Origin of the sequence: Escherichia sp. R1 (assembly GCF_003000935.1) — a bacterium.
Classification (GTDB): domain Bacteria; phylum Pseudomonadota; class Gammaproteobacteria; order Enterobacterales; family Enterobacteriaceae; genus Escherichia; species Escherichia coli.
The window spans coordinates 73,342-97,248 of sequence record NZ_PSRU01000016.1 but is presented as its reverse complement, the minus strand read 5'-3'; the positions used below and the strand labels follow the sequence as shown (position 1 = coordinate 97,248).

Genomic DNA, 23,907 nt, shown 5'->3' with positions numbered 1-23,907 from the left:
TTACGCTATCCGACACAGTGTTAAATCCTCGCTTTTTTCCTTCCCCGAACTGAAATAAATTAGCGACACAGCTTGTGGCTGGTTTATCATCAATATAAATGTATTTTTTCCCGATTTCCCTTTTGAGGTTGATGTGCAGTTAACGAGTTTCACTGATTACGGATTACGTGCGCTGATCTACATGGCGTCATTGCCAGAAGGGCGGATGACCAGTATTTCTGAAGTGACTGACGTCTACGGCGTCTCCCGTAATCATATGGTCAAAATAATCAATCAACTTAGTCGTGCCGGCTACGTGACTGCTGTTCGTGGAAAAAATGGCGGCATTCGCCTGGGTAAATCGGCGAGTGCGATACGTATTGGTGATGTGGTGCGCGAGCTGGAGCCCTTATCGCTGGTGAATTGCAGCAGTGAGTTTTGCCACATTACACCTGCCTGTCGGTTGAAACAGGCGCTTTCTAAGGCCGTGCAAAGTTTTCTTACGGAACTGGATAACTACACGCTTGCCGATTTGGTTGAAGAGAATCAACCGCTTTATAAATTATTGCTGGTGGAGTGACGAAAATCTTCATCAGAGATGACAACGGAGGAACCGAGATGTCACAAGATCCTTTCCAGGAACGCGAAGCTGAAAAATACGCGAATCCCATCCCTAGTCGGGAATTTATCCTCGAACATTTAACCAAACGTGAAAAACCGGCCAGCCGTGATGAGCTGGCGGTAGAACTGCACATTGAAGGCGAAGAGCAGCTTGAAGGCCTGCGTCGCCGCCTGCGCGCGATGGAGCGCGATGGTCAACTGGTCTTCACTCGTCGTCAGTGCTATGCGCTGCCGGAACGCCTCGACCTGGTGAAAGGTACCGTTATTGGCCACCGTGATGGCTACGGCTTTCTGCGGGTTGAAGGGCGTAAAGATGATTTGTATCTCTCCAGCGAGCAGATGAAAACCTGCATTCATGGCGATCAGGTGCTGGCTCAGCCGCTGGGCGCTGACCGTAAAGGTCGTCGTGAAGCGCGTATTGTCCGCGTACTGGTGCCAAAAACCAGCCAGATTGTTGGTCGCTACTTTACCGAAGCGGGCGTCGGCTTTGTGGTTCCTGACGATAGCCGTCTGAGCTTCGATATCTTAATCCCGCCCGATCAGATCATGGGCGCGCGGATGGGCTTTGTGGTCGTAGTCGAACTGACTCAGCGTCCGACTCGCCGCACCAAAGCGGTGGGTAAAATCGTCGAAGTCCTTGGCGATAATATGGGCACCGGCATGGCGGTTGATATCGCTCTGCGTACCCATGAAATTCCGTATATCTGGCCGCAGGCTGTTGAGCAACAGGTTGCCGGGCTGAAAGAAGAAGTGCCGGAAGAAGCAAAAGCGGGCCGTGTCGATTTGCGCGATTTACCGCTGGTCACCATTGATGGCGAAGACGCCCGTGACTTTGACGATGCAGTTTACTGCGAGAAAAAACGCGGCGGCGGCTGGCGTTTATGGGTCGCGATTGCCGACGTCAGCTACTATGTGCGTCCGTCAACGCCGCTGGACAGAGAAGCGCGTAACCGTGGCACGTCGGTGTACTTCCCTTCGCAGGTTATCCCGATGCTGCCGGAAGTGCTCTCTAACGGCCTGTGTTCGCTCAACCCGCAGGTAGACCGCCTGTGTATGGTGTGCGAGATGACGGTTTCGTCGAAAGGCCGCCTGACTGGCTACAAATTCTACGAAGCGGTGATGAGCTCTCACGCGCGTCTGACCTACACCAAAGTCTGGCATATTCTGCAGGGCGATCAGGATCTGCGCGAGCAGTACGCCCCACTGGTTAAGCATCTCGAAGAGTTGCATAACCTCTATAAAGTGCTGGATAAAGCCCGTGAAGAACGCGGCGGGATTTCATTTGAGAGCGAAGAAGCGAAGTTCATTTTCAACGCTGAACGCCGTATTGAACGTATCGAACAGACTCAGCGTAACGACGCACACAAGTTGATTGAAGAGTGCATGATTCTGGCGAATATCTCGGCGGCGCGTTTTGTTGAGAAAGCCAAAGAACCGGCACTGTTCCGTATTCACGACAAGCCGAGCACCGAAGCGATTACCTCTTTCCGTTCAGTGCTGGCGGAGCTGGGGCTGGAACTGCCGGGCGGTAATAAGCCGGAACCGCGTGACTACGCGGAGCTGCTGGAGTCGGTTGCCGATCGTCCTGATGCAGAAATGCTGCAAACCATGCTGCTGCGCTCGATGAAACAGGCGATTTACGATCCAGAAAACCGTGGTCACTTTGGCCTGGCATTGCAGTCCTATGCGCACTTTACTTCGCCGATTCGTCGTTATCCAGACCTGACGCTGCACCGCGCCATTAAATATCTGCTGGCGAAAGAGCAGGGGCATCAGGGCAACACCACTGAAACCGGCGGCTACCATTATTCGATGGAAGAGATGCTGCAATTGGGTCAGCACTGTTCGATGGCGGAACGTCGTGCCGACGAAGCAACGCGCGATGTCGCTGACTGGCTGAAGTGTGACTTCATGCTCGACCAGGTAGGTAACGTCTTTAAAGGCGTAATTTCCAGCGTCACTGGCTTTGGCTTCTTCGTCCGTCTGGACGACTTGTTCATTGATGGTCTGGTCCATGTCTCTTCGCTGGACAATGACTACTATCGCTTTGACCAGGTAGGGCAACGGCTGATGGGTGAATCCAGCGGCCAGACTTATCGCCTGGGCGATCGCGTGGAAGTTCGCGTCGAAGCGGTTAATATGGACGAGCGCAAAATCGACTTTAGCCTGATCTCCAGCGAACGCGCACCGCGCAATGTCGGTAAAACGGCGCGCGAGAAAGCGAAAAAAGGCGATGCAGGCAAAAAAGGCGGCAAGCGTCGTCAGGTCGGTAAAAAGGTAAACTTTGAGCCAGACAGCGCCTTCCGCGGTGAGAAAAAAACGAAGCCGAAAGCGGCGAAGAAAGACGCGAGAAAAGCGAAAAAGCCATCGGCGAAAACGCAGAAAATAGCCGCAGCGACCAAAGCGAAGCGTGCGGCGAAGAAAAAAGTGGCAGAGTGATCAATACCCTCTTTAAAAGAAGAGAGTTAGATTGCTGACAAAATGCGCTTTGTTCATGCCGGATGCGGCGTGAACGCCTTATCCGGCCTACATAATCACGCAAATTCAATATATTGCAGAGATCATGTAGGCCGGATAAACGTAGTGCATCAGGCAAAACGTAAACAACGAGTACATTAATGAGCGAAATGATTTACGGCATCCACGCAGTGCAGGCCCTGCTGGAGCGCGCCCCTGAACGTTTTCAGGAAGTCTTTATTTTAAAAGGCCGTGAAGATAAACGTCTGTTACCGCTGATTCACGCCCTTGAGTCCCAGGGCGTGGTTATCCAGTTGGCAAACCGTCAGTATCTCGATGAGAAAAGCGACGGTGCCGTGCATCAGGGCATTATCGCCCGTGTGAAGCCAGGACGTCAGTATCAGGAAAACGATCTGCCGGATTTGATCGCTTCGCTCGATCAACCGTTCCTGCTGATCCTCGACGGTGTAACCGATCCGCACAACCTCGGCGCGTGCCTGCGTAGCGCGGACGCTGCTGGCGTTCACGCGGTGATTGTGCCGAAAGATCGCTCCGCACAGCTCAACGCTACGGCGAAAAAAGTAGCCTGCGGCGCGGCAGAAAGCGTTCCGCTGATTCGGGTGACTAACCTTGCGCGCACCATGCGTATGTTGCAGGAAGAGAATATCTGGATCGTCGGTACGGCAGGCGAGGCGGATCATACACTCTATCAGAGCAAAATGACCGGACGCCTGGCGCTGGTGATGGGTGCGGAAGGTGAAGGTATGCGTCGCCTGACTCGTGAACATTGCGATGAGTTGATCAGCATCCCGATGGCTGGAAGCGTTTCTTCCCTGAACGTTTCGGTTGCGACCGGAATTTGCTTATTTGAAGCGGTGCGCCAGCGCAGCTAGTTCATCGCTATCCATTCAATGGATATTTTGTTAGCCCGATAATTTTTACGTATCGGGCTTCGAATGGAAAATACCCTTAATGGTGGGAATCAATACCGATATTGATATCCTGTAAGGTGTTGAGTTCCTGTTCAATACGCGAACGTGCATTCAGCAGGATACGCGTGACATCGGCAATTTTTTCTTTTGTCGCACGAAATACGGGTATTGAAATGCTGATGGCGGCAAGCGTTTTATTTCGCTGTTTTAAGGCAACAGCATAACATACCGTCTCCTCATTGATTTCCCTGTTATCAAATGCATAGCCATTTACTCTGGCATCCTCAAGTTGTTGGCGCAATTGTTCCAGGGTCGTAACGCTATACGATGTCATGGGAACAAAACCGTCAGGGTAGAGTTGCCGAATTTGTTGATCACTGTATTCACAGATAATGGCTTTTCCCAGCGCAGAATAGATAGCAGGCAGACGAGTCCCAATATGTGAAACCAGTTGTACGGTTTGTGCCGCCTGCACCTTATTGATATATAAAACATCTGCACCGTCCAGGATCCCCATCTGACAAACTTCATTGCACTCTTTGACAATGTTGTTCATCTCTTTGTAAACCATTTTTAACCAGTACGATCTGTCGAGGAAAGCACGGGACAGAATCGAGCAGGAGATCCCCAGATTATAAAGCTGGGTATTAGCGTCATAACTGATGTACCGCTGTTCAACCAGCGTTTTGAGGATGGGAAAAATCGTTCCTTTCAGGATGCCTGTTTTTTCCGAAAGGTGAGTTAATGAAACACCCTGATTCTCCGCTGCCAGTGCTTCCAGTATCTCTAACACCCGGATGGTAGGCTTATGTTCCATAATGACTATTTTCCTTACCATGAGTAATGCGCCATTCTAGGGAGAATTATAATTCAAGTAAATTAACCCCCTCGCGTTCCTTGACTGCTGTTGAGCCCATCAGTCCTTTTTTAGCGTGATACTGGTCATAAAACGGATAAAAAAAGAACTGCGATTGTTTTTTATGCAGGTCTCTGACATAATTACTCCAAATATATCAATAGCTTAGCTGTATCACTTCTGTGATTGGCTAAATTTGACTCATTTCTGAGGTTGGGTATACTCATTTTAGTTTGTATTTAAAAACGTTGTTTGTATATATGAACAATAAAACTATGATGAGGTAGGCATGAAAAGTCGTTACATAACCCCCGTTGTCACCATATTTGATGAACAAGGGCGAATCGATCCTGAGCAAAACACTCAGATTTATGATTTTATTAAAAATCACGTGTCCGGGTTTGTTGTGATGGGCAGTACTGGTGAGTTTTTTTCTCTTAATATGGAAAACGCCCGCCAAATGATTAAAACCTGTAGTGAGTTTTCCCGAGGCGATATGAAGGTTTATGCCGGAGCCAGTCGCATGGACGTCAATGAATCAATATCACTGGCCAATTACGCCTGGGAGCAAGGATTGGATGGTGTGATGATCATCAGTCCTTATTATTTCCCTCTGGATGATGAAGCTATTTTTGATTTCTACAGTACGATTGCAAGCCAAACCCCGGCTCATATTTTTATTTATAACTTCCCGGAGAGAACCGGGTACAGCGTATCACCAGAGATTTGTTTACGACTGGCAGATAAATATCCCAATATTATTGGTATGAAAGATACCGTCCCTGATGCTTTCCATACTGCGCAGGTTATCAATACCGTAAAGAAAAATATCCCTCATTTTGAAGTGTATGCAGGATATGACAATAATTTTGCCCACAACATACTATCTGGTGGAGATGGCTGTATTGGTGGTTTATCCAATATTGTCCCTGAATTTTTTGCCTCCTGGATGCAAGCATTCACGAATGACGATTTACTTGCAGTCGCGCAGCATCAGCAGATAGTCGATCAACTAATGGCCGTTTACAGCGTGAATTCTCCTTTTATTCCCACTTTCAAAAAAGCCCTTCAGTTAAAGGGGGTTATTCAATCAGAGCGGTGTTCTTCACCATTTAATATACTTGATGATATTCAATCCCGGAGATTGCAGGAAATTTTATCTGTCACCGATTATTATAAATAATATAAAACCTATAAATAGAATATCTTACCAACAGAACTAAGGATTTATTTATGGCTAATATAACCCAATACGATAATCCGCTGTTGAATTCCGCAATTCAAAAATCGTGGAAACGTTTAGTACCCTTAATGTTCATAATATATTTTGTTGCCTTTATTGATCGGGTAAATGTTGGCTTTGCCAAAGATGCAATGAAACTGGATATTGGATTATCAGAGTCGGCATTCGCTCTCGGTGCAGGAATATTTTTCGCTGCCTATGCACTTTTCGGCATTCCAGCTAACCTGATCCTCAATAAAATCGGCGCACAAAAGTGGTTAAGTATTACAACTGCAATTTGGGGCCTTCTCTCGGCAATGACGGGATTTGTCACCAGTGAAACACAATTTATTATTTTGCGCTTTCTGTTAGGGCTGGGCGAGGCGGGGTTCTATCCCGGAATTTTACTGCTCGCATCCATTTATTTTCCTAACAAGGTTCGCGGGTCGGTCGTGGGAATATTTGTGTTGGGGGTGCCGCTGGCGTTAACGCTCGGTTCGCCAATATCGGGAGCTTTACTTGAACTACATGGCTGGATGGGACGTCCAGGATGGTTCTGGATGTTTGTCATTGAGGGATTGCCGGCATTAGTGCTTGGTATCTTTGCCTGGTTCTACCTTGATGATAATCCGACGAAAGCGCGATTTCTTACCCAGGAAGAAAAAGACGCTTTGAATAAGCAACTGGAATCTGAACGACAGAAAACAGAAACCAGTTCAGTGATTTCAGCATTGAAAAATGCCAAAGTTTGGCATCTGGCATTAATCTACGGCACCATCCAGATATCAGTATATGGTTTAATGTTTTTCCTTCCGTCACAGGTTGCATCGCTGATGGGAGAAAGCCTTGGCTTTAAGCAGTCATTAGTCGCGGCAATACCATGGGCGTGCTCTGCTTTTGGTGTCTATTACATTCCGCGAATTGCTGACCGCAATCCTTCCCGGCGTGTGGCCATTTCGGTTATGTGTATGTTGGCTGCTGCTGTCGGCCTTGCCCTTTCCGCATTTGCGGGGCCTGTTGTGGCGATTGGTGCACTTTGTTTAAGTGCGGTTGGTTTCCTCTCAGTACAGCCAATATTCTGGACTTTCCCTCCACAACTTCTTACTGGTCCGGCACTGGCTGCGGGGATCGGTTTTTGCACCACGATGGGCGCTTTCTGCTCGTTCCTTGCTCCTCTTATCCGTGTTGAGGTTGATCGGGCAATGGATTGCAGCATCGCCGGATTGATGGCGTTGTCTGTAATTACTATCGGCTGCGCATTATTGATTGGATTGCTGCAAAAGAGCCAACAGGCAGCAAAAGCATACAGTTAATAAGATTGAACATCTGACTGGAAGAATATGATTATGCAAAAAATATTACGTATCGACAGTAACGATAATCTCATTGTCGCGTTGAAAGACCTGCACGCTGGAGAATCGTTCTCGTGGGATGACGACAACATAACGTTAGTAACTGATGTTAAGGCTAAACATAAGTTTGCGACGCAAGATATTCCTCTGGATGGCATTGTTTCGATGTACGGTACGCCAGTTGGCAAGGCCACGCGTCCCATCGTTAAGGGAGAAGCGATTACCGTTGATAATATTCGCCACTATGCAGCTCCTGTCACACTGGAGGATGTTGAACCCTACCACTGGCAGGCACCGGATGTCTCTGAATGGAGCACCCGCACTTTTAAAGGTTATGTCCGTGACGATGGCAGAGTGGGTACTGCCAGTTACTGGTTAGTCTTTCCATTGGTATTTTGCGAGAACCGTAATGTCAGTAAGTTAACCAATGCTTTGAATGATGCTTTGGGTTATACCAATAACTCACTGAAAAAGTTTGCTCTTAATCTGACGTCCGGTAGCGATGAACTGATCGAAACCGCGAGAATGTTTCCGCATATTGAAGGTGTTCGCTGTATTACGGTCACCAGTGGTTGTGGTGGTGCAACTTCAGACTGTGAAACTATGTGCGATGTATTAGCTGCTTATGCTGACCATCCGAATGTAATCGGTATGACGGTATTCAGTTTAGGATGTGAAAAAGCGCAGCAGAAAATGTTTAAGGATGCGCTGGCGAGACGTAATCCTGAATTTGATAAACCTGCGCTCTACTTTCTCCAACAGGAGTGGGACAGCGAAGAGCGGATGATGCAGACCGCTTTACAGCAGACTTTCGAGGCAATGAAAGCGGTGAAGCCGACAGAAAGAGTAGAGGTCCCTCTTTCCTGTCTCAAAGTGGGGATGAAGTGTGGTGGTTCCGATGGTTTTTCTGGTATCTCCGGCAACCCTGCAATGGGGCTGGTTTCTGACTGGTTGACAACGCTTGGTGGCGCTTCCGGGTTAGCAGAATTTCCAGAATTATGTGGGGCAGAAGGTGATATGGTTAAGCGTTGTATTAATCTTGAGGATAAAAAAAAGTTCCTCAATCTAATGCAAGGCTACGAAAAGACAGCGAACTTTTTCGATACCACCATTGCGGATAACCCAAGTTTTGGCAACATCGCGGATGGGTTGATTACTGACGCAATAAAATCTACCGGAGCAGCGAAAAAAGGCGGGCGAGCGCCAATTGTGAGTGTATGCGATTACGCTGAACCTATGCCCGATAGTGGATTATCGTTGGTGTGTACTCCGGGCAATGACGTGGACGCGGTAACCGGATTGGTAGCAGCAGGATGTAATGTGGTTATCTTCTCGACGGGTCTTGGTACGCCCACCGGTAACCCGATTGTTCCGGTGTTAAAAATATCCACCAACAGCACGATTGCCAGACGATTGTCTGACATGATTGATTTCGACTGTGGCCCAGTGATTGACGGCACTCCGCTGGAAGATGTGAGTAGAGAATTATTTGAAAAAGTTATTGAAACTGCCAGTAAGGACTACGTCGTGAAGGCAGACAAACTCGAACAGTTTGATTTTATGTTGTGGAAGCGGTCGTTAGACTTGTAGTGACCAATCATTAGCGTCAGTGTATGTAGACTGGCGCATTTTTTATCGTATGCATGCGTTAAATTTTTGGTTCTTCTTAATAGCCATCCAGATTTGGATGGTTTTTTTTTGTCTATAGCTGGTAAGATAATTATGTACTGCAAATATTCATTTTGTTAATATTTAAACTAAATCTATATGGAATAATATATGACATGGAATCCGTTGGCGCTGGCGACGGCGCTGCAAACTGTACCTGAACAAAATATTGATGTGACAAATAGCGAGAGCGCATTAATTATTAAAATGAATGATTATGGCGATTTGCAAATCAATATTCTTTTTACTTCCCGCCAAATGATTATCGAAACCTTTATTTGTCCGGTGAGTAGTATCAGCAATCCAGATGAATTTAATACCTTCTTATTAAGAAATCAGAAGATGATGCCGTTGTCATCGGTAGGGATCTCCAGCGTACAACAGGAAGAGTATTACATTGTTTTCGGGGCGTTATCGCTTAAATCTTCTCTTGAAGATATCCTGCTTGAGATAACCTCGCTGGTAGATAACGCATTGGATCTGGCTGAAATTACAGAAGAATATTCACACTAATTACAAGGACGGGTATTTATGGGAATTTTAAAAAGTTTATTTACGCTGGGGAAATCGTTTATCTCCCAGGCGGAAGAATCCATTGAAGAAACCCAGGGCGTGCGCATGCTGGAACAGCATATCCGTGACGCTAAAGCTGAACTCGATAAAGCCGGAAAATCTCGCGTTGATCTGCTGGCGCGGGTGAAATTAAGTCACGATAAGCTGAAAGATTTACGTGAGCGCAAAGCCAGTCTGGAAGCCCGTGCGCTGGAAGCGTTAAGCAAGAACGTTAATCCGTCGTTGATTAACGAAGTTGCTGAAGAAATCGCGCGCCTTGAGAATCTCATTACCACTGAAGAGCAAGTGTTGTCGAATCTGGAAGTCTCCCGTGATGGCGTGGAAAAAGCAGTTACAGCGACAGCGCAGCGTATCGCTCAGTTTGAGCAGCAAATGGAAGTCGTTAAAGCCACTGAAGCCATGCAGCGTGCACAACAGGCTGTAACAACCTCTACCGTTGGCGCATCTTCCAGCGTTTCGACAGCGGCAGAATCCTTAAAACGCCTGCAAACGCGTCAGGCCGAACGTCAGGCTCGCCTGGATGCTGCCGCACAGTTGGAGAAAGTCGCAGACGGTCGCGACCTTGACGAAAAGCTGGCGGAAGCCGGAATTGGCGGTAGCAATAAAAGTAGCGCCCAGGATGTATTAGCAAGACTGCAACGCCAACAGGGCGAGTAATTTTTTTGCCAGCCTCACTGCAAGGCTGGCAACTATTTTAAGGATAAAATATGTCTGGTTTTTTCCAGCGTCTGTTTGGCAAGTATAATAAGCCTGCTATCGCTCGCGGTCCGCTGGGACTTCATCTCAATAGTGGCTTTACGCTCGACACGTTAGCGTTTCGTTTGCTGGAAGATGAATTGCTGATTGCGCTGCCGGGTGAGGAATTTACGGTAGCCGCTGTCAGCCACATCGATCTGGGCGGCGGTAGTCAGATTTTCCGCTACTACACTTCAGGCGATGAGTTTCTGCAAATCAATACCACCGGCGGCGAAGATATTGATGACATTGATGATATCAAGCTCTTTGTCTATGAAGAGAGCTACGGTATCAGTAAAGAGAGTCACTGGCGCGAGGCGATCAACGCCAAAACGATGGGGGCAATGACCTTAAACTGGCAGGAAAAACGCTGGCAGCGATTTTTTAACAGCGAAGAACCGGGAAATATCGAACCCGTCTACATGCTGGAAAAAGTAGAAAATCAAAATCATGCTAAATGGGAAGTCCATAATTTTACCATGGGCTACCAGCGGCAAGTGACCGAAGATACTTACGAATATTTGCTGCTAAATGGTGAGGAATCTTTTAACGATCTCGGTGAGCCAGAGTGGTTATTTTCGCGCGCGTTGGGTGTCGATATCCCGCTGACATCACTTCATATTATTGGTTAATTACAAGGACGTTTACAATGCATATACTGGATTCACTTCTTGCCTTTAGTGCCTATTTTTTTATTGGCGTGGCGATGGTGATTATTTTTCTGTTTATCTACTCCAAAATTACACCGCACAACGAATGGCAGTTAATCAAAAACAATAATACCGCGGCGTCACTGGCGTTCAGCGGTACATTGTTGGGTTACGTTATCCCCTTATCCAGTGCGGCAATCAATGCGGTGAGTATTCCAGATTATTTCGCCTGGGGCGGGATTGCACTGGTGATTCAGTTACTCGTTTTTGCTGGTGTCAGACTTTATATGCCCGCATTAAGCGAAAAAATTATTAATCACAATACCGCAGCAGGAATGTTTATGGGAACCGCCGCGCTGGCTGGCGGTATTTTTAACGCAGCTTGTATGACATGGTAATGGACGATCATGGCCAGAAAACGCAAATCAAGAAATAACAGTAAAATTGGTCACGGAGCGATTAGTCGCATTGGTAGACCGAATAATCCTTTTGAACCGCGTCGCAATCGCTACGCACAAAAATACTTAACGTTGGCGCTAATGGGCGGTGCCGCTTTTTTCGTATTGAAAGGTTGTAGCGATAGTAGCGATGTCGATAACGACGGCGACGGAACGTTTTACGCGACAGTGCAGGATTGTATTGATGACGGTAATAATGCCGACATTTGCGCGCGTGGCTGGAACAACGCCAAAGCGGCATTTTATGCCGATGTTCCGAAGAATATGACTCAGCAGAATTGTCAGTCTAAGTACGAAAATTGCTACTACGACAATGTTGAACAGAGTTGGATCCCGGTCGTTTCTGGATTTTTGTTAAGCCGGGTTATTCGTAAAGATCGCGATGAGCCGTTCGTCTATAACAGCGGCGGATCCTCATTTACTTCCCGCCCCGTCTGGCGCAACACTTCCGGTGATTACTCCTGGCGCTCCGGTTCTGGCAAAAAAGAGTCTTACTCTTCAGGCGGCTTTACCACCAAAAAAGCGTCAACCGTTTCGCGCGGCGGCTATGGTCGTTCTTCCAGCGCCCGTGGGCATTGGGGAGGCTAATCATGCTGAGACACAACGTTCCTGTGCGACGGGATCTGGACCAGATCGCCGCTAACAACGGTTTCGACTTTCATATCATCGACAATGAAATCTATTGGGATGAGAGTCGGGCTTACCGTTTTACTCTGCGCCAGATTGAAGAGCAGATCGAAAAACCGACTGCGGAACTGCATCAGATGTGCCTTGAGGTGGTGGATCGCGCGGTAAAAGATGAAGAGATCCTGACGCAACTGGCGATCCCGCCGTTGTACTGGGATGTGATCGCTGAAAGCTGGCGCGCACGCGATCCTTCGCTGTATGGACGGATGGATTTTGCCTGGTGTGGCAATGCGCCGGTGAATCTGCTGGAGTACAACGCCGATACGCCAACTTCATTGTACGAGTCGGCTTATTTCCAGTGGCTGTGGCTGGAGGATGCCCGGCGCAGCGGCATTATTCCGCGTGATGCCGATCAGTACAATGCTATTCAGGAACGCCTGATTTCACGCTTTAGCGAGCTTTACAGTCGGGAACCGTTTTATTTTTGCTGCTGTCAGGACACCGATGAAGACAGGAGTACCGTGCTGTACTTGCAGGACTGCGCCCAGCAGGCAGGGCAGGAGTCGCGGTTTATCTACATTGAAGATCTCGGTTTGGGCGTCGGCGGCGTACTGACCGATCTTGATGATAATGTCATCCAGCGTGCATTTAAGCTGTATCCGCTGGAGTGGATGATGCGTGACGATAATGGTCCGCTGCTGCGCAAGCGTCGCGAGCAATGGGTGGAGCCGTTATGGAAAAGTATCTTGAGTAATAAAGGGCTAATGCCGCTGCTTTGGCGCTTCTTCCCTGGTCATCCTAACCTTCTTGCATCCTGGTTTGAGGGTGAAAAACCGCAGATTGCCGCTGGCGAAAGCTATGTGCGTAAACCGATCTACTCGCGCGAAGGCGGAAATGTCACCATTTTCGACGGTCACAATAACGTCGTTGACCACGCTGATGGTGATTACGCCGATGAACCGATGATCTACCAGGCGTTTCAACCTCTGCCGCGATTTGGCGATAGCTACACACTCATCGGTAGCTGGATTGTCGATGATGAAGCGTGCGGAATGGGGATCCGTGAAGATAACACGCTGATCACCAAAGACACCTCACGTTTCGTTCCGCATTACATTGCTGGATAAGAATGTTTTAGCAATCTCTTTCTGTCATGAATCCATGGCAGTGACCATACTAATGGTGACTGCCATTGATGGAGGGAGACACAGTGCACTGGCAAACTCACATCGTTTTTAATCAACCTATACCATTAAATAACAGCAACTTATACCTGTCTGATGGCGCGCTCTGCGAAGCGGTAACGCGTGAAGGTGCTGGCTGGGATAGCGATTTTCTAGCCAGTATTGGTCAGCAGTTAGGAACGGCTGAATCCCTTGAACTGGGGCGGCTGGCGAATGTGAATCCGCCTGAATTATTGCGCTACGATGCGCAAGGACGCCGTCTGGACGATGTGCGTTTTCACCCCGCCTGGCACCTGCTGATGCAGGCACTATGTACCAATCGGGTGCACAATCTTGCCTGGGAAGAAGACGCTCGCTCCGGCGCATTTGTGGCGCGCGCGGCGCGTTTTATGTTACATGCGCAGGTTGAGGCTGGGTCGTTATGTCCGATAACCATGACCTTTGCCGCCACGCCATTGTTGTTACAGATGTTACCCACGCCGTTTCAGGACTGGACCACGCCGCTGCTGAGCGATCGCTACGATTCTCACTTATTGCCAGGTGGGCAAAAACGCGGTTTGTTGATTGGCATGGGAATGACGGAAAAGCAGGGCGGTTCCGATGTCATGAGCAACACCACCCGCGCAGAGCGCCTGGAAGATGGCTCTTATCGGCTGGTGGGGCATAAATGGTTTTTCTCGGCGCCGCAAAGCGATGCGCATCTGGTGCTGGCGCAGACTACGGGCGGTTTGTCCTGCTTTTTTGTGCCGCGCTTTTTGCCTGACGGGCAACGCAACGCGATTCGCCTCGAGCGGCTGAAAGATAAGCTGGGTAATCGCTCTAACGCCAGCTGCGAAGTGGAGTTTCAGGATGCCATTGGCTGGTTGTTGGGGCAGGAAGGGGAAGGAGTTCGTCTGATCCTGAAAATGGGGGGGATGACGCGTTTTGATTGCGCCCTAGGTAGCCATGCCATGATGCGCCGTGCATTTTCGCTGGCGATTTATCATGCACATCAACGCCATGTTTTTGGTAATCCATTGATCCAACAGCCCCTTATGCGTCATGTCTTAAGTCGCATGGCACTTCAGCTTGAAGGGCAAACGGCGTTGCTGTTTCGTCTTGCGCGAGCGTGGGACCGGCGCGCCGATGCCAAAGAAGCTCTGTGGGCGCGTTTATTTACACCTGCGGCAAAATTTGTGATCTGCAAACGAGGTATGCCGTTTGTGGCCGAAGCGATGGAGGTGCTGGGCGGCATTGGTTATTGCGAGGAGAGCGAGCTGCCGCGGCTTTACCGGGAGATGCCGGTAAACAGTATTTGGGAAGGTTCCGGCAATATTATGTGCCTGGATGTGCTGCGCGTTCTCAATAAGCAAGCGGGCGTATACGACTTATTGTCGGAAGCATTTTTGGAAGTGAAAGGGCAGGATCGTTATTTTGATCGCGCGGTTCGTCGTTTACAGCAGCAGCTGCGTAAGCCAGCTGAAGAACTGGGGCGAGAAATTACTCATCAGCTATTCCTGCTGGGCTGCGGTGCGCAAATGTTGAAATATGCCTCTCCGCCAATGGCGCAGGCGTGGTGTCAGGTGATGTTAGATACGCGCGGCGGCGTACGGTTGTCAGAGCAGATCCAGAATGATTTATTGCTGCGGGCGACGGGGGGAGTGTGTGTGTAAGCGTATACGACTGATGCGACGCTGGTTTCGATTAACTCAATGAAATATGTGAAAATTGTAGGCCGGACAAGGCGCTCGCGCCGCATCCGGCATTGTTCATTTGCTGTAGATGACACTCATGCATACAGTATTGCCTGTACGCGCCAGTTATCAGGCTGCTGGTCTTCGTACATGGTAATAATGCGGTACCATGACGCACCTTGTTCATCGGCCTTTAACGCCACGATACGTTCCACGTCCTGCGGATCCCCTGAAATATTGCTAACTGAGATCTGACCTATTTCATTCAGGCCCGTCACGCAGTCAGCACTGGCGAATTCTGCAGACTGTGCCGTGGCGCTCGCAGGATAAGTCACTAATTGCAGCGAGGGTGAGGCAAGTAATTGTTTCATCGTCAGCTCCATTTTTCGTTTCCCCACATGTTGCAGGGCATTCCATCGCGGTAATAAACGCCCAGGCTTCCAGCCGGTAATTTATTGTGCACAGGTAAACGCATAGGGACGCAAAGCAATGTAAAGCTGACTATGTAAGTTGTCTGATTTATTTACGGTACAAAATGGCTTGTGAATACCACTGTCCTGTCACGATGGTTTCGTCCACCATGACGACAACGTAATAATCAGCTTTTGCAGCGACAGCTTTCGCTTTGATTTCTGCTAATGCGTCATCCGGAGAACCCCGAACCATCGTGCTTACGCTACCTATTCGCTGTAACCCTTGCGTCTGGTCGCGGCGAATCTCTTGCGGATGGTCCGTTACTGGCGGTGCTGGCTGTGGCGTACCTTGCAGTGCGCTACAGGCACTTAACATCAACACCAATAATAAACTGGCAAACCGGTAAATAACGCTATTACGTTTCCTGCTAACCATAGTGTAGTGCCTTATTAATTTAACTTTGGGGGAATGTTCCCGAATTGTTACCTGGTACGCGATTTTCGAATGAAAACGTGACGAAAGCGTAACCCACATCTCAACATTATGAACTAATACCGCCAGCAGAAACTTGTGCTAAGGATTTCTTCATGTCATACCAGACAAAAAGGAGAGACAGATGATTGAAATAGAATCACGCGAGCTGGCAGATATTCCCGTTCTTCATGCTTATCCTGTCGGGCAAAAAGATACCCCGTTACCGTGCGTAATTTTTTATCACGGCTTTACTTCATCCAGCCTGGTGTATAGCTATTTTGCCGTTGCGCTGGCGCAGGCTGGTTTGCGGGTGATCATGCCGGATGCGCCCGATCACGGTAGCCGTTTTAGTGGCGACGAAGCGCGGCGGTTAAATCAATTCTGGCAAATCTTGCTACAAAGTATGCAGGAATTCACTACTTTACGTGCGGCAATAGCCGAAGAAAACTGGCTGCGTGATGACCGTCTGGCAGTCGGTGGCGCGTCGATGGGCGCGATGACGGCACTGGGAATTACCGCTCGCCACCCCACGGTGAAATGTACCGCCAGTATGATGGGATCAGGCTATTTTACATCGCTCGCCCGTTCACTGTTTCCACCGCTGATACCTGAAACGGCAGCACAACAGAATGAATTCAATAACATTGTCGCGCCGCTGGCAGAGTGGGAAGCGACAAACCACCTGGAACAACTTGGTGACAGACCTCTACTGCTGTGGCATGGCCTCGACGATGACGTTGTGCCTGCCGATGAATCACTACGTTTGCAGCAGGCCTTAAGCGAGACGGGACGGGATAAACTGCTAACCTGTTCATGGCAGCCAGGCGTGCGTCACCGCATTACGCCTGAGGCGTTAGATGCTGCAGTGACATTTTTCCGCCAGCATCTTTAAACACGCAGAATGCTGACCCCTTGCGCTTCCAGTTGTTGCAGGATTTCCGGGTTAGCATTTTTGCCGGTGATCAGCATATCAATTTGATCGGCACGGCTAAAAAGCATTCCCGCGCGTTCGCCAATCTTACTGCTATCAACCAGTACCACCAGTTTCCCTACCACGCTCAGCATCTTCTGCTCTGCCATTGCCGTCAGCATATCGGTTTTATACAACCCTTCTGCTGTCAGTCCTTTGCCGCTGGTAAACATCCAGTGCCCGGCATAGAGACTGTTTTCGCTGCCCTGCGGGCTTAAAGTGATGGACTGACTTTTGTTGTACTGTCCGCCCATAATGATCACGCTGTCATGTTCTTGATCGATCAGGTAATTTGCCAGCGGTAGATAATTAGTGATGATTTGCACTGGCTTGCCACACATTTCCCGCCCAAGCAGAAACGCGGTGGAGCCGCAGTTGATGACTACGCTTTCGCCCGGATTAACCAGCTGCGAGGCCGCTTTAGCGATACGTACTTTTTCATCGTGATTCTGCGCCTGATGCAGATTCATCGGCGTCCAGCGCGGGCGCTGTTGGGTAATAGCTTCTGCGCCATTGCGCACTTTTTTCAGTTTGCCGCTTTCGTCAAGTTTATTGATATCGCGTCGCGCAGTGGCAGGCGAAATTCCCAGACGCTCAACGACTTTCTCAACGGTCACAAAGCCCAATTGTGCGAGCATTTCCAGGAGGATTTGATGTCTTTGTGCTTCAGTCATGAGCTATTCCGATAAAATTTGATTTTTTTAGATGATATTTGAAATAGCCAGGAAATACTACGCCGGATAGCGCGAACTACTCCACGCTATCCGGTATAAACGACAGATTACAGGAATGACTTGAACGGCAGATCCGGTTCAATAGTGAAGCAATCATCGAAACCGCGCGGATAGTGGTACTCGAAGTTGTCTTTATCCAGCGGCCAGGTAAATTTGCCGCCAACCTGCCAGATAAACGGCTTGAAGCCATACTTCAGACGATCTTTTTTCATCTCCCACAGCACGCGGATCTCTTGCGGATCGGCCTGGAAGTTTGACCAGATATCGTGGTGGAACGGGATAACCACTTTCGCATTCAGGGCTTCACCCATACGCAGCATATCGGCGCTGGTCATTTTGTCGGTGATACCGCGCGGGTTTTCGCCGTATGAACCTAAAGCCACGTCGATCTGATGTTCGTTACCGTGCTTCGCATAATAGTTAGAGTAGTGGGAGTCGCCGCTGTGATACAGGGAGCCGCCAGGCGTTTTGAACAGATAGTTCACCGCGCGATCGTCCATGCCGTCCGGCAGTACGCCAGCCGCTTTTTGATCGGCAGGCAGGGTGATCAGTGCAGTACGGTCGAAAGCGTCAAGCGCATGAATTTCAATGTCTTTCACTTTTACAACATCGCCCGGTTTGACCACGATGCAACGCTCTTTCGGTACGCCCCAGCCAATCCACAAATCCACACAGGTTTTCGGTCCAATGAACGGTACGTCATCAGCACAGTTCTGCATCACAGCAGCAGCGACGTTGACGTCGATATGATCGTTGTGATCGTGAGTCGCCAGTACCGCGTCGACCTGGCGAATCGCAAACGGATCAAGAACAAACGGGGTGGTGCGCAGGTTTGGCTGCAGTTTTTTCACGCCAGCCATGCGCTGCATTTGGTGACCCTGTTTCATTAACGGGTTACCGTGACTTTGTTTGCCAGTGCCGCACCAGAAATCAACGCAAACGTTGGTGCCACCTTCCGATTTTAACCAGATCCCGGTGCAGCCAAGCCACCACATCGCAAATGTGCCAGGAGCGACCTGTTCTTGTTCAATTTCTTCATTCAACCAGCTACCCCACTCCGGGAAAGTGCTCAGGATCCAGGATTCACGGGTGATACTTTTCACTTTACTCATCGCCATTTACCTTCATGATAGTTTAATTCGAATCAATATGTGATTGGTTTTGATTAATCCTGACACTATTTTTTCAGGAAGGCAATGACCATTTTTTGACTTTTTGCCAGGGAAGTTGTTGTTGATTTTGAGTGTGGAAAGATTTAATGGAATGTGTAGTTAAATTAACTAAATGAATTTAAATAAATAATTGTTTCGTTGTGTGAATCCCACTCTATCCGTGTGGAATTATTTGCGGGTCGCGTCACATTTAATCATAAATAATCTTGTTGTGATTACTTTTGAAAATTAGAGTGAGTGCACAACATTCCGGGTGTGCGGAATACCCGGTTACCTCTTCTTCAGGAGATCGTTATGGAGATCCTCTACAACATCTTTACCGTGTTTTTTAACCAGGTCATGACCAATGCCCCGTTGTTGCTGGGTATTGTGACCTGTCTGGGCTACATCCTACTGCGCAAAAGTGTCAGCGTTATTATTAAAGGCACGATTAAAACCATAATTGGTTTCATGTTGTTGCAGGCAGGGTCCGGCATCCTCACCAGCACCTTCAAACCGGTGGTGGCGAAAATGTCCGAAGTCTACGGCATTAACGGCGCAATTTCCGATACTTACGCGTCGATGATGACAACCATCGACCGCATGGGCGATGCCTATAGCTGGGTAGGTTACGCGGTGTTGTTAGCGCTGGCGCTGAACATCTGTTACGTGCTGCTGCGTCGCATTACCGGTATTCGTACCATCATGCTGACTGGTCATATCATGTTCCAGCAGGCGGGGCTGATTGCCGTTACGTTGTTTATTTTCGGCTACTCCATGTGGACAACCATTATCTGCACGGCGATTCTGGTTTCGCTCTACTGGGGCATTACCTCCAACATGATGTACAAGCCGACTCAGGAAGTGACGGACGGCTGCGGTTTCTCCATCGGTCACCAGCAACAGTTTGCATCATGGATTGCCTATAAAGTTGCGCCGTTCCTCGGCAAAAAAGAGGAAAGCGTTGAAGACCTCAAACTGCCAGGCTGGCTGAATATTTTCCACGACAACATCGTCTCCACGGCGATTGTGATGACCATCTTCTTTGGTGCCATTCTGCTCTCCTTCGGTATCGACACTGTGCAGGCGATGGCAGGCAAAGTGAACTGGACGGTGTACATCCTGCAAACTGGTTTCTCCTTCGCGGTGGCGATCTTCATCATCACTCAGGGCGTGCGCATGTTTGTGGCGGAACTCTCTGAAGCATTTAACGGTATCTCCCAGCGCCTGATCCCTGGTGCGGTTCTGGAGATTGACTGTGCGGCTATCTATAGCTTCGCGCCGAACGCCGTGGTTTGGGGCTTTATGTGGGGCACCATCGGTCAGCTGATTGCGGTTGGCATCCTGGTCGCCTGCGGTTCCTCGATCCTGATTATTCCCGGCTTTATCCCGATGTTCTTCTCCAACGCCACCATCGGCGTGTTCGCTAACCACTTCGGCGGCTGGCGTGCGGCGCTGAAGATTTGTCTGGTGATGGGGATGATCGAAATCTTTGGTTGCGTCTGGGCGGTGAAACTCACCGGTATGAGTGCCTGGATGGGCATGGCGGACTGGTCGATTCTGGCACCGCCGATGATGCAAGGCTTCTTCTCCATCGGTATCGCCTTTATGGCCGTCATCATTGTAATTGCACTGGCTTATATGTTCTTCGCTGGCCGCGCGCTGCGCGCAGAAGAAGATGCAGAAAAACAACTGGCAGAACAGTCTGCTTAATAAGGAGTTTTGATTATGACCGTACGTATTCTGGCTGTGTGTGGCAACGGACAAGGCAGTTCCATGATCATGAAGATGAAAGTGGACCAGTTTTTAACCCAATCAAACATTGACCACACGGTAAACAGCTGCGCGGTTGGCGAATACAAAAGCGAGTTGAGCGGCGCGGATATCATCATCGCTTCTACGCACATTGCGGGCGAAATCACCGTGACCGGCAACAAATACGTGGTTGGCGTGCGCAACATGCTCTCTCCTGCTGACTTTGGCCCGAAACTGCTGGAAGTGATCAAAGAGCATTTCCCGCAGGATGTGAAGTAAGGACGCGCCATGAAATTACGTGATTCGCTGGCGGAAAATAAATCCATCCGCCTGCAGGCTGAAGCAGAGACATGGCAGGACGCAGTGAAAATCGGCGTTGACCTGCTGGTGGCGGCGGATGTTGTCGAGCCGCGCTATTACCAGGCGATTCTGGATGGCGTGGAACAGTTTGGCCCTTATTTCGTTATCGCTCCGGGGCTGGCGATGCCGCACGGGCGGCCGGAAGAGGGTGTTAAGAAAACAGGTTTCTCTCTGGTAACGCTGAAAAAGCCGCTGGAATTTAACCACGACGACAACGATCCGGTGGATATCCTCATCACCATGGCGGCGGTCGATGCCAATACTCACCAGGAAGTGGGCATCATGCAGATCGTCAACCTGTTTGAAGATGAAGAGAATTTTGACCGTTTACGCGCCTGCCGTACCGAGCAGGAAGTACTGGATCTCATTGACCGCACCAACGCGGCAGCTTAAGAAGGAATTGAACATGTCATTACCGATGTTGCAAGTCGCGCTGGACAACCAGACTATGGATAGCGCCTACGAAACCACTCGCCTGATTGCCGAAGAAGTCGACATTATCGAAGTGGGCACCATTCTGTGCGTGGGCGAAGGCGTGCGTGCGGTTCGTGACCTGAAAGCGCTCTACCCGCACAAAATCGTACTGGCAGACGCCAAAATTGCCGATGCAGGCAAAATCCTTTCGCGTATGTGCTTCGAAGCCAACGCTGACTGGGTGACGGTAATTTGCTGTGCGGATATCAACACCGCCAAAGGCGCGCTGGACGTGGCAAAAGAGTTTAACGGCGACGTGCAGATCGAACTGACCGGTTACTGGACCTGGGAACAGGCGCAACAGTGGCGCGATGCAGGCATTCAGCAGGTGGTTTATCACCGCAGCCGTGACGCGCAGGCCGCAGGCGTGGCGTGGGGCGAAGCGGACATCACCGCGATCAAACGTCTTTCCGATATGGGCTTCAAAGTCACCGTCACCGGAGGCCTGGCGCTGGAAGATCTGCCGCTGTTCAAGGGTATTCCGATTCACGTCTTTATCGCGGGCCGTAGTATCCGTGATGCCGCTTCTCCGGTGGAAGCCGCACGTCAGTTCAAACGTTCCATCGCTGAACTGTGGGGCTAAGGAGCGGATATGTTGTCCAAACAAATCCCGCTTGGCATCTATGAAAAAGCGCTCCCCGCCGGGGAGTGCTGGCTGGAACGCCTGCAACTGGCAAAAACGTTGGGCTTCGATTTTGTCGAGATGTCGGTAGATGAAACGGACGAGCGCCTGTCGCGCCTCGACTGGAGCCGCGAGCAGCGTCTGGCGCTGGTCAATGCGATTGTTGAAACCGGCGTGCGCGTGCCGTCCATGTGCCTTTCTGCTCATCGTCGTTTCCCGCTGGGCAGTGAAGATGACGCGGTGCGGGCGCAGGGGCTGGAGATTATGCGTAAAGCTATCCAGTTCGCCCAGGATGTCGGTATTCGCGTGATCCAGCTGGCGGGCTATGACGTTTACTATCAGGAAGCCAATAACGAAACGCGTCGTCGTTTCCGTGACGGCCTGAAAGAGAGCGTTGAGATGGCAAGCCGCGCGCAGGTGACGCTGGCGATGGAGATCATGGATTATCCGTTGATGAACTCCATCAGCAAGGCGCTGGGCTACGCGCACTATCTCAACAATCCGTGGTTCCAGCTCTACCCGGATATCGGCAACCTGTCGGCGTGGGACAACGATGTGCAGATGGAGTTGCAGGCCGGAATCGGGCATATCGTCGCGGTACATGTGAAAGACACCAAACCTGGCGTCTTCAAAAACGTGCCGTTTGGCGAAGGTGTAGTGGATTTCGAACGTTGTTTCGAAACGCTCAAACAGAGTGGCTATTGCGGGCCGTACCTGATTGAGATGTGGAGCGAAACGGCGGAAGACCCGGCGGCAGAAGTGGCGAAAGCGCGCGATTGGGTGAAAGCGCGCATGGCCAAAGCAGGCATGGTGGAGGCGGCATAATGCAAAAGCTAAAACAGCAGGTGTTTGAAGCCAACATGGATCTGCCGCGCTATGGGCTGGTGACCTTTACCTGGGGCAACGTCAGCGCTATCGACCGCGAACGCGGGCTGGTGGTGATCAAACCCAGCGGCGTTGCCTACGAAACCATGAAAGCGGCCGATATGGTGGTGGTTGATATGAGCGGCAAGGTGGTGGAAGGGGAGTATCGCCCATCTTCCGACACTGCGACGCATCTCGAACTCTACCGTCGTTACCCGTCGCTTGGCGGCATTGTCCATACCCACTCCACTCATGCCACCGCATGGGCGCAGGCGGGGCTGGCGATCCCGGCGTTAGGCACCACGCACGCTGACTACTTCTTTGGCGACATTCCGTGTACGCGCGGGTTAAGCGAAGAAGAGGTGCAGGGCGAGTATGAACTGAACACCGGCAAAGTGATTATCGAAACGCTGGGCAACGCCGAGCCGCTGCATACGCCGGGAATTGTGGTGTATCAGCACGGACCGTTCGCCTGGGGGAAAGATGCCCACGATGCGGTGCATAACGCGGTGGTGATGGAAGAAGTGGCGAAAATGGCGTGGATTGCGCGCAGTATTAACCCACAACTCAATCACATCGACAGCTTCCTGATGAATAAACACTTCATGCGTAAACACGGTCCTAACGCTTATTACGGGCAGAAGTAGAACACGCGCTGCGGAAATTTCCTTCCTCGGGAGATAACTGGTCTAATTCCGCAGCCGTTTTTCAAAAAAAGCCCCCTGCGAAGGGGGCAAAGCAAACTATGGCAATGTTTCGTTGGTTATACCTGGTGCTAGCGATAAATATCCGCGCTGGCGTGCATATTGCCGTTACTCCCCGGTTCCCGCATCAGAATTACGTGGTAGTACGTTGCGCCTTGCGCATCTGTCTCTTCATTTAATGCCTGACGTGCTTCACTTTCAGTGGCGAAGTTATGGTTGATATAAATCACGCCTAAGCTTTGCACATCGTCCATATTTCTGGCCTGGTGGTTATTAATTTCAATGGCTGCCCATGTATTTGCACTTAGCAAAAGCACAGCCAGAAGGGCTAAAACTCGACTGAACATAGATACCTCCTCGACGGCTGACTTTGTGTGCTCTCCTCTGTGATGATCTTC

General features: G+C 49.9%; 26 protein-coding genes. 20 read left to right on the top strand and 6 right to left on the bottom strand.

Annotated elements, in window-relative coordinates; translation table 11 throughout:
• The first annotated feature begins 133 nt into the window (after positions 1 to 133).
• The 3 genes from nsrR to rlmB all read left to right on the top strand — a co-directional run bounded on the left by nsrR (position 134) and on the right by rlmB (position 3,950).
• On the top strand, positions 134 to 559 hold the full coding sequence (gene nsrR / locus C4F37_RS18925) for a nitric oxide-sensing transcriptional repressor NsrR (RefSeq protein ID WP_001177644.1): 426 nt from the start codon (positions 134 to 136) through the stop codon (positions 557 to 559).
• A gap of 38 nt (positions 560 to 597) precedes the next feature.
• Entirely contained in the window at positions 598 to 3,039 is a 2,442-nt protein-coding gene (rnr, locus tag C4F37_RS18920; RefSeq protein ID WP_000076332.1) for a ribonuclease R, read from the top strand.
• Between the two features lie 179 nt (positions 3,040 to 3,218).
• The gene (gene rlmB, locus C4F37_RS18915) at positions 3,219 to 3,950 is read left to right on the top strand and encodes a 23S rRNA (guanosine(2251)-2'-O)-methyltransferase RlmB (RefSeq protein WP_001293282.1); all 732 of its coding nucleotides are present in this window, start codon (positions 3,219 to 3,221) and stop codon (positions 3,948 to 3,950) included.
• 76 nt (positions 3,951 to 4,026) lie between these two features.
• Here rlmB and C4F37_RS18910 read toward each other — a convergent pair whose 3' ends face one another.
• Positions 4,027 to 4,806: an IclR family transcriptional regulator gene (locus C4F37_RS18910; RefSeq protein WP_000400401.1), complete on the bottom strand. Its 780-nt coding sequence runs from the start codon at positions 4,804 to 4,806 to the stop codon at positions 4,027 to 4,029.
• Between the two features lie 328 nt (positions 4,807 to 5,134).
• On the opposite strand from C4F37_RS18910, the gene C4F37_RS18905 reads away from it, so the two are divergent.
• The 10 genes from C4F37_RS18905 (at position 5,135) to C4F37_RS18860 (ending at position 14,966) form a co-directional block, all read left to right on the top strand.
• Positions 5,135 to 6,028, top strand: a complete 894-nt coding sequence (locus tag C4F37_RS18905) for a dihydrodipicolinate synthase family protein (protein WP_000842398.1) — start codon at positions 5,135 to 5,137, stop codon at positions 6,026 to 6,028.
• A gap of 50 nt (positions 6,029 to 6,078) precedes the next feature.
• Positions 6,079 to 7,380, top strand: coding sequence for an MFS transporter (locus C4F37_RS18900; protein WP_001774129.1), 1,302 nt, complete (start codon positions 6,079 to 6,081; stop codon positions 7,378 to 7,380).
• 33 nt (positions 7,381 to 7,413) lie between these two features.
• Positions 7,414 to 9,009 carry a UxaA family hydrolase gene (locus C4F37_RS18895; RefSeq protein WP_024186871.1) on the top strand — a complete coding sequence of 532 codons (1,596 nt, stop codon included), beginning with the start codon at positions 7,414 to 7,416 and terminating at the stop codon, positions 9,007 to 9,009.
• Between the two features lie 189 nt (positions 9,010 to 9,198).
• Positions 9,199 to 9,600, top strand: coding sequence for a YjfI family protein (locus C4F37_RS18890; protein WP_000220137.1), 402 nt, complete (start codon positions 9,199 to 9,201; stop codon positions 9,598 to 9,600).
• Positions 9,601 to 9,618: 18 nt separating this feature from the next.
• A complete protein-coding gene (locus C4F37_RS18885) occupies positions 9,619 to 10,317 on the top strand; it encodes a PspA/IM30 family protein (RefSeq protein ID WP_000511964.1) in 699 nt (232 codons plus the stop codon).
• Between the two features lie 50 nt (positions 10,318 to 10,367).
• Positions 10,368 to 11,027, top strand: a complete 660-nt coding sequence (locus tag C4F37_RS18880) for a YjfK family protein (protein ID WP_000012578.1) — start codon at positions 10,368 to 10,370, stop codon at positions 11,025 to 11,027.
• Between the two features lie 17 nt (positions 11,028 to 11,044).
• Positions 11,045 to 11,443 (top strand): DUF350 domain-containing protein, encoded by a 399-nt coding sequence (locus C4F37_RS18875; protein WP_000547760.1) that lies wholly within the window; start codon positions 11,045 to 11,047, stop codon positions 11,441 to 11,443.
• Between the two features lie 9 nt (positions 11,444 to 11,452).
• Positions 11,453 to 12,091 (top strand): DUF1190 domain-containing protein, encoded by a 639-nt coding sequence (locus C4F37_RS18870; protein ID WP_001540531.1) that lies wholly within the window; start codon positions 11,453 to 11,455, stop codon positions 12,089 to 12,091.
• A gap of 2 nt (positions 12,092 to 12,093) precedes the next feature.
• Complete coding sequence (locus C4F37_RS18865; protein WP_001774130.1) at positions 12,094 to 13,257, top strand: glutathionylspermidine synthase family protein; 1,164 nt, start codon at positions 12,094 to 12,096, stop codon at positions 13,255 to 13,257.
• 83 nt (positions 13,258 to 13,340) lie between these two features.
• On the top strand, positions 13,341 to 14,966 hold the full coding sequence (locus tag C4F37_RS18860; protein WP_001540534.1) for an isovaleryl-CoA dehydrogenase: 1,626 nt from the start codon (positions 13,341 to 13,343) through the stop codon (positions 14,964 to 14,966).
• 116 nt (positions 14,967 to 15,082) lie between these two features.
• Here the strand turns inward: C4F37_RS18860 and yjfN are convergent, their stop codons facing one another.
• Positions 15,083 to 15,358: a DUF1471 family protease activator YjfN gene (gene yjfN, locus C4F37_RS18855; RefSeq protein ID WP_000811566.1), complete on the bottom strand. Its 276-nt coding sequence runs from the start codon at positions 15,356 to 15,358 to the stop codon at positions 15,083 to 15,085.
• A gap of 148 nt (positions 15,359 to 15,506) precedes the next feature.
• Entirely contained in the window at positions 15,507 to 15,836 is a 330-nt protein-coding gene (gene bsmA / locus C4F37_RS18850) for a biofilm peroxide resistance protein BsmA (RefSeq protein WP_000254633.1), read from the bottom strand.
• A 181-nt stretch (positions 15,837 to 16,017) separates the two neighbouring features.
• On the opposite strand from bsmA, the gene yjfP reads away from it, so the two are divergent.
• Positions 16,018 to 16,767, top strand: coding sequence for an esterase (gene yjfP / locus C4F37_RS18845; protein WP_000569723.1), 750 nt, complete (start codon positions 16,018 to 16,020; stop codon positions 16,765 to 16,767).
• Here yjfP and ulaR read toward each other — a convergent pair.
• Entirely contained in the window at positions 16,764 to 17,519 is a 756-nt protein-coding gene (gene ulaR / locus C4F37_RS18840) for an HTH-type transcriptional regulator UlaR (RefSeq protein ID WP_000133631.1), read from the bottom strand. The two genes, yjfP and ulaR, sit on opposite strands and share 4 nt — an antisense overlap.
• 107 nt (positions 17,520 to 17,626) lie before the next feature.
• Positions 17,627 to 18,691, bottom strand: a complete 1,065-nt coding sequence (ulaG, locus tag C4F37_RS18835) for an L-ascorbate 6-phosphate lactonase (RefSeq protein ID WP_001301370.1) — start codon at positions 18,689 to 18,691, stop codon at positions 17,627 to 17,629.
• Positions 18,692 to 19,045: 354 nt separating this feature from the next.
• On the opposite strand from ulaG, the gene ulaA reads away from it, so the two are divergent.
• Genes ulaA through ulaF form a run of 6 tightly spaced genes read left to right on the top strand, consistent with a single transcriptional unit; the run spans position 19,046 to position 23,452 of the window.
• The gene (ulaA, locus tag C4F37_RS18830) at positions 19,046 to 20,443 is read left to right on the top strand and encodes a PTS ascorbate transporter subunit IIC (protein WP_001540536.1); all 1,398 of its coding nucleotides are present in this window, start codon (positions 19,046 to 19,048) and stop codon (positions 20,441 to 20,443) included.
• 15 nt (positions 20,444 to 20,458) lie between these two features.
• Positions 20,459 to 20,764 carry a PTS ascorbate transporter subunit IIB gene (gene ulaB, locus C4F37_RS18825; RefSeq protein WP_000218362.1) on the top strand — a complete coding sequence of 102 codons (306 nt, stop codon included), beginning with the start codon at positions 20,459 to 20,461 and terminating at the stop codon, positions 20,762 to 20,764.
• Positions 20,765 to 20,773: 9 nt separating this feature from the next.
• Positions 20,774 to 21,238, top strand: coding sequence for a PTS ascorbate transporter subunit IIA (ulaC, locus tag C4F37_RS18820; protein ID WP_000776510.1), 465 nt, complete (start codon positions 20,774 to 20,776; stop codon positions 21,236 to 21,238).
• Positions 21,239 to 21,251: 13 nt separating this feature from the next.
• Entirely contained in the window at positions 21,252 to 21,902 is a 651-nt protein-coding gene (gene ulaD / locus C4F37_RS18815) for a 3-keto-L-gulonate-6-phosphate decarboxylase UlaD (RefSeq protein WP_000056760.1), read from the top strand.
• 9 nt (positions 21,903 to 21,911) lie between these two features.
• A complete protein-coding gene (gene ulaE, locus C4F37_RS18810) occupies positions 21,912 to 22,766 on the top strand; it encodes an L-ribulose-5-phosphate 3-epimerase UlaE (RefSeq protein ID WP_000949511.1) in 855 nt (284 codons plus the stop codon).
• A complete protein-coding gene (gene ulaF / locus C4F37_RS18805) occupies positions 22,766 to 23,452 on the top strand; it encodes an L-ribulose-5-phosphate 4-epimerase UlaF (RefSeq protein ID WP_001170792.1) in 687 nt (228 codons plus the stop codon). Before ulaE ends, ulaF begins: the two co-directional genes overlap by 1 nt.
• Before the next feature lie 128 nt (positions 23,453 to 23,580).
• Here the strand turns inward: ulaF and yjfY are convergent, their stop codons facing one another.
• A complete protein-coding gene (gene yjfY / locus C4F37_RS18800) occupies positions 23,581 to 23,856 on the bottom strand; it encodes a DUF1471 family protein YjfY (protein ID WP_000492914.1) in 276 nt (91 codons plus the stop codon).
• Between the last annotated feature and the right edge of the window lie 51 nt (positions 23,857 to 23,907).